This window comes from Cellvibrio sp. (assembly GCF_053579595.1).
Map to the genome: position 1 here is coordinate 1 of NZ_JBRFPI010000289.1, position 5,833 is coordinate 5,833.

The window sequence follows — 5,833 nt, forward strand, 5'->3', positions numbered from 1 at the left end:
CTTTTACTCCTGTGGGAACGGCGATCAACATAGTGGTGTACATAAAAAACAATTCGGCAGCTACCGGCATACCGGTAGTAAACATATGGTGCGCCCAGACAATAAATGACAAAAACGCAATGCTCGCCGTGGCGATCACCATAGATTCATAACCAAATAAAGGTTTGCGCGCAAACGTAGGAATAATGCTGGAGACAATACCAAAAGCAGGCAAAATCATGATGTACACTTCCGGATGCCCGAAAAACCAAAAAATATGCTGGAATAAAACCGGATCACCGCCACCAGCGGCATTAAAAAAACTGGTGCCAAAATATTTATCAGTGAGCACCATAGTCACAGTACCGGCAAGCACTGGCATGACCGCAATCAATAAAAATGCCGTAATTAACCAGGTCCATACAAACAGCGGCATTTTCATCCAGGTCATGCCCGGTGCACGCAAATTAAAAATAGTGACTATGACATTCATCGCGCCCATGATTGACGATATGCCGAGCAAGTGCACAGAGAATACAAAAAAGGCAGTGCTGTCATTACTGTAGGTGGTTGAGAGCGGCGCATAAAAAGTCCAGCCCGCAGCAGGACCGCCACCCTCCATAAACAAGGTCGATAACAAAATAAAAAACGAGAAAGGTAAAATCCAAAAACTCCAGTTATTCATGCGTGGCAGTGCCATATCCGGTGCGCCTATCATCATCGGCACCATCCAATTGGCGAGGCCGACAAACGCGGGCATAATCGCACCGAACACCATCACCAGCCCATGCACTGTAGTCATCTGATTAAAAAAATGTGGATCGACAAATTGCAATCCCGGTTGAAATAATTCTGCGCGAATAACCATCGCCAAACTGCCACCGATAAACAACATCAGCAATGCAAATAATAAATAGAGCGTGCCTATATCTTTATGGTTGGTGGTATATAACCAGCGCGTAATACCCTTGGGCTTGTGATCCTGGTCATCGTGATGATGATCATCATTAATATCGAGGGCGCTTGAATTTTCTGTGCTCATTATTTATTCCCCTGCTTCTATAGCGGCTGCGACATCCGCCACTTGCACCAAGTCACCGGTATTATTCCCCCAGGCATTGCGCTCGTAGGTAATTACCGCCGCCAATTCACTTGGCGTTAATTGTTTTGCAAATGCCTGCATGGCCGTTGCCGGTTTTCCATAAACGACAATGTGAATATGCGCAGCAATATCCTGAGTGACCATGGCGCTACCTTTGAGCGCGGGAATAGCGCCCGGCAATCCCTCACCTGAAATTTGATGGCACATAGCGCAGTGGCTTTCGTAAGTTTTTTGGCCGAGCGCCATCAGTTCTTCCATACTTTGGGTTTGTTGCGCTGCTTTTTCAGCTTCGGCTTTTGCCTGTGCTTGCAGCTCTACTTGCTCTGCCGCCCAGCGATCAAATTCTTCCGGTGTCCTTACATCCACAACAATCGGCATAAAACCGTGATCCTTGCCGCACAGCTCGGCGCACTGGCCGCGATAGATACCGGGCTTATCCACCTTGGTCCAGGTCTCGTTGATAAAACCGGGGTTGGCATCTTTTTTTATCGCAAATGCAGGCACCCACCAGGCGTGGATTACATCGTCAGCAGTCACCAGAAAACGAATTTTTTTACCAGTGGGAAGTACGAGAGGCTTATCAACATCGCGCAAATATAATTCGGTTTTTTCCGCGAGGTTATCGATCTGGTCGCGCGGCGTGGCGAGCATGGAATAGTATTCAATTGGATATTCCATGTATTTGTAGTGCCATTTCCATTGCGAGCCTGTGACTAACACCGTGAGATCCGCTTTAGAAGCGTCTTCCATCGCAATCAGGGTTTTGCTTGCGGGAATGGCCATCACCACCAAAATTACCACCGGTATAGCGGTCCATAACAATTCTATTTTTAAACTACCGTGAAACTGTTCGGCTTTAGCACCTTTGGACTTTCGGTGATAGATAATCGACCAAAACATCAACGCAAATACAATTGCACCTATGACACAGCAGATATAAAAAATCGCCATATGCAGGTCATACACCTGATGGCTGATATCGGTCGCGCCGCGTGTCATATTGTATTTTTCAGTTTGCGCCTGTAGCGGAGCGCTGATGAATAATATCCACATCAGCACCGGATAATTCGCCACACATCTCAAGCTGGATAAATAGCGTTTCACTGCACGACTCCTTCTTATGGCTTTGGTCTTATAGGTGTGGAAACGTATAAACAAACAGATGAGCAAAACCATCCCACAGTCAATGCAGGATTATTGTTCTACTCATAACAACAATTCAAAAAACGGTATATTAAAAACAATGCGCACAAAACGAACGGCAATAACCAAAGAGAATGACCTGAATATTGGCCATTGTTATTGCACCGCTTTTTTAGTAACCACTTTGTAGTAAAACAAGTAGCAACACACAGACGCTGGAACTCATCCAGCAACGGGAATCAGGTGAACAAATCCAGTCAAAAAACCAGAACAAGGTGCGACCTGACAACAGAAATAGCCAACTGGCCAAAAAGCGGGGATAGCTACTGAAAAGCACCCATACAAATCGCTTTTCAAATACCCAAGCCTTTGAAAATCAAAGACACACAGCCAGAACACAGGACGTACCAGAAAAACCGGACACCTCAATTCCAACAACATCAATAACAACACGGGTTACATACGTCTTCAGCGAGCGATTAAGCTTAAAAACTACTGAGAATAAATACCTACCCGACGGATTAACTATAAACCCATCGAGTTAAAACGCAAGCTATCCTCTTAAAACAAAGCTTATGAACTAAACCAAATTTTTTATATAACAAAAAACGCCAATCTGGAACAGCATTGGCGCTTCATCAACACATTTAACAAGCGTGTAAAATAGTTGGTCAACAATAATTAAAAACGAATTGTACCGCCCAACATCAAACTACTTTCATAGTCACCATCGGTATAACTCAGTTCCGCACTGATATTGTCGGTAAAGAAATTGCGGGCACGAATGAAGTAGTCAGTATTATCCTCATCATCGCTGCCAGAATCATACGAGTTATTAATGAATCCGGCACCAAGACTCAAATGCCTATCCAGGTAGTAATCGACTGCACCGGTAATAGTGTCAGCAACATAACTAATATTCGATTTTTCATAGCTAGCTTCAACATTCAACGCCTGTTCACCGGACAAAGGAATCACGTATTTACCATTGATATTCCACTCATCTGACACATCAACATCTTCAGTAAATTCCGACCAGACCAACAAACCGGTCACAGGTGCAATACCGGCTTTTACAAACCAGCTAGAGTCCCATTTGGATGATTCACTGCCCCCGTCAAAACTGCCCTCTGCTGGCCAGGAATATTTGGATTTGTATTCATTAACACCAGCGCCCACATAAAACAGGGTATTGGGAACATAAAAATCAACACCTATTGTGCGCTGATAGATATCGAGGCGATCGCCAGCCTCTTTGAATTCATAGTTGTTGAGTCCTAAATAAACATTACTCGCTTTTTCGATAAATGCCGCTTCCGCGAGCGGATGATTTTTGGTGTCAACGGGAGAAAAATAATATGTTCCTTCAAGGCCAACAAAATAACCTTCTTCGGAATCATCACTAACATCAATATCCGCATAAGAGGCCGATATTTCACTTTGATAGGTTGCAGCAAGTGCAAAAGGGGTAACTAAAAAACCGGTAGCAGCAATAATGGCAGGCAATAATTTTAATTTCATAATCTATCCTCTGATATAAACAACAGCATCTGTAGTGATGCTTGGAGTCATACTAGAGGGAGAAAATTGAATTGAACCTGAACGTTACAGAGTGTTACAAATGGAGGTTATTTACTGGGCGGAACGCTTATATTAAGAGCAGAAAAAATTACGCGAGGCAATCGCATGCAAACCAACGTTCATCCTCCAAACGCAATGCAGTGAGCGAGCCACCCCATACGCAGCCGGTATCGAGTGCGTAAACATTTTCTACATCCGTACGACCTTCGAGCGCGGCCCAGTGGCCAAACAAAATTCTCTGATCCCAGGTTTTGCGTTCGGCAAATGAAAACCATGGCGCAAATCCAACGGGGGCTGCATCCACACTTTCTTTAGTCTGCAATTCCAATTCACCTTCGGCACTGCAAAAACGCATGCGCGTAAAATAATTAGTAATTAAACGCAGGCGATCAACGCCTGCAAGATTATTGTCCCAACGGCTGGGTAAATTGCCGTACATGCCGGAGAGAAAAGTTTCGATCTTGTCGGTTTGCAACACATTTTCCACTTCGCGCGCATGCGCCAGAGCTTCGGATATATCCCACTGCGGTGGAATGCCCGCATGCACCATCGTAAAATTTAACCGCGGGTCATGATGCACTAATTTTTGCTGGCGCAGCCAATAAACCAGATCAGCACAATCAGGTGCGCGCAATAATTCATCCAAGGTATCGTTTTTTCCGCGCTTGCGCAGACCGTAATACACGGCAATGAAATGCAGATCGTGATTACCCAATACGATGGTAATGGAATCGCGCAGCCGATATAAAAAGCGCAGTGTCTCTAGCGTATCCGGCCCACGATTAATTAAATCACCTGCGAGCCAGAGTTTATCTTTGGATGGATTGAGTTTGATTTCCTGTAACAGGCATTGCAGCGGTTCAAGACAGCCTTGAATATCCCCAATTGCATAGGTTGCCATATCAATACCTGCTAACTTTTTTATCGAAAATGTTTGGAGAGAAATTAATGTACCGCGTGCGGCGGCACTAATGCAAAGGTAGGAATAGGTGCGTCAAACATAGCGCCCTCATCAGTACGCATATGGTAAGTGCCCTCCATTATTCCTGTTTCAGTCTCCAGAATTACACCACTGGTATAAGTGTAACTTTCACCCGGTTTGAGATGCGGCTGCTCGCCAACCACCCCCATGCCTTGCACTTCCTGCAATTTTTCATTGGCGTCGGTAATGCGCCAGTGACGACTGATTAATTGTGCAGGCACATCACTTTTGTTCGCGATAGTGATGGTATAGGTGTACACATAGCGGTGTTCGAGTGGGATGGATTGCGCTTCAACATATTTGGTGCGCACCAGGACCTGGATGTTCGACATGTTAATCAGCCTCTTTCAATGGTTGGCCATTCAATGAAAGTTCGCCCAGCAAATTACTCATTGCGACATATTCAGGCAAACTGATTTCTTCCGGGCGCAATTGTAAATTCACCGGCAGGCTTTCCATTTGCTCGGCAGTCAGCAATTGTTTGAGTGAATTGCGCAGGGTTTTACGCCGCTGCTGGAACGCCACATTTACCAGTGTCTCTAAACTTTTTATATTGTTGGCAACATGCGGCAATTGTGCATGCGGAGTCAAACGCACAATGGCCGAATCGACTTTGGGAGCAGGATCAAACGAGGTCGGCGGCACATCAAACAAATCTTCTACCGCGCAATAATATTGCACCATGATACCCAAGCGGCCATATGCGCTATCGCCGGGTTGCGCCGCCATACGTTTGACCACTTCTTTCTGCAACATAAAGTGCATGTCTTGCACACGGTTTGCATAGGTAAGGAGATGAAAAATCAGCGGAGTAGATATGTTATAAGGCAAGTTGCCGACGATACGCAACGGCTGGCCATTTTTAATTAATTGTGCAAAATCAAATTGCAGCGCATCGGCCTGGAATAATTGGAAGTTGGGATGCTGCTCAAACTTCACTTTCAACCAAGGCACCAGATCGCGGTCCAATTCAATCACACTTAGATTGTCGCAACTGTCAGCGAGCAACTGTGTAATCGCACCTTTACCTGGTCCAATCTCGACAA

General features: G+C 45.2%; 6 protein-coding genes. All 6 read right to left on the reverse strand.

Features of this window, described 5'->3' with window-relative positions; translation table 11 throughout:
* Positions 1-1,021 (reverse strand): cbb3-type cytochrome c oxidase subunit I (locus ACWA6V_RS15865; RefSeq protein WP_449523401.1); only part of this gene is annotated, 1,021 nt, incomplete at its 3' end.
* Between the two features lie 3 nt (positions 1,022-1,024).
* Positions 1,025-2,185: a cytochrome c oxidase subunit II gene (gene coxB, locus ACWA6V_RS15870; RefSeq protein WP_449523402.1), complete on the reverse strand. Its 1,161-nt coding sequence runs from the start codon at positions 2,183-2,185 to the stop codon at positions 1,025-1,027.
* A gap of 720 nt (positions 2,186-2,905) precedes the next feature.
* Complete coding sequence (locus ACWA6V_RS15875; RefSeq protein WP_449523403.1) at positions 2,906-3,745, reverse strand: putative porin; 840 nt, start codon at positions 3,743-3,745, stop codon at positions 2,906-2,908.
* A 148-nt stretch (positions 3,746-3,893) separates the two neighbouring features.
* Positions 3,894-4,706: a symmetrical bis(5'-nucleosyl)-tetraphosphatase gene (locus ACWA6V_RS15880; RefSeq protein WP_449523404.1), complete on the reverse strand. Its 813-nt coding sequence runs from the start codon at positions 4,704-4,706 to the stop codon at positions 3,894-3,896.
* Positions 4,707-4,750: 44 nt separating this feature from the next.
* Entirely contained in the window at positions 4,751-5,119 is a 369-nt protein-coding gene (gene apaG / locus ACWA6V_RS15885; protein WP_449523405.1) for a Co2+/Mg2+ efflux protein ApaG, read from the reverse strand.
* Between the two features lies 1 nt (position 5,120).
* On the reverse strand, positions 5,121-5,833 hold a 713-nt coding region (gene rsmA, locus ACWA6V_RS15890; protein WP_449523406.1), incomplete at its 5' end, for a 16S rRNA (adenine(1518)-N(6)/adenine(1519)-N(6))-dimethyltransferase RsmA.

Excerpts from the sequence above, each read along its gene's own strand:
- ACWA6V_RS15875 (WP_449523403.1), bottom strand. The coding sequence starts at position 3,745 with ATGAAATTAAAATTATTGCCTGCCATTATTGCTGCTACCGGTTTTTTA.
- apaG (WP_449523405.1), bottom strand. The coding sequence starts at position 5,119 with ATGTCGAACATCCAGGTCCTGGTGCGCACCAAATATGTTGAAGCGCAA.
- ACWA6V_RS15880 (WP_449523404.1), bottom strand. The coding sequence starts at position 4,706 with ATGGCAACCTATGCAATTGGGGATATTCAAGGCTGTCTTGAACCGCTG.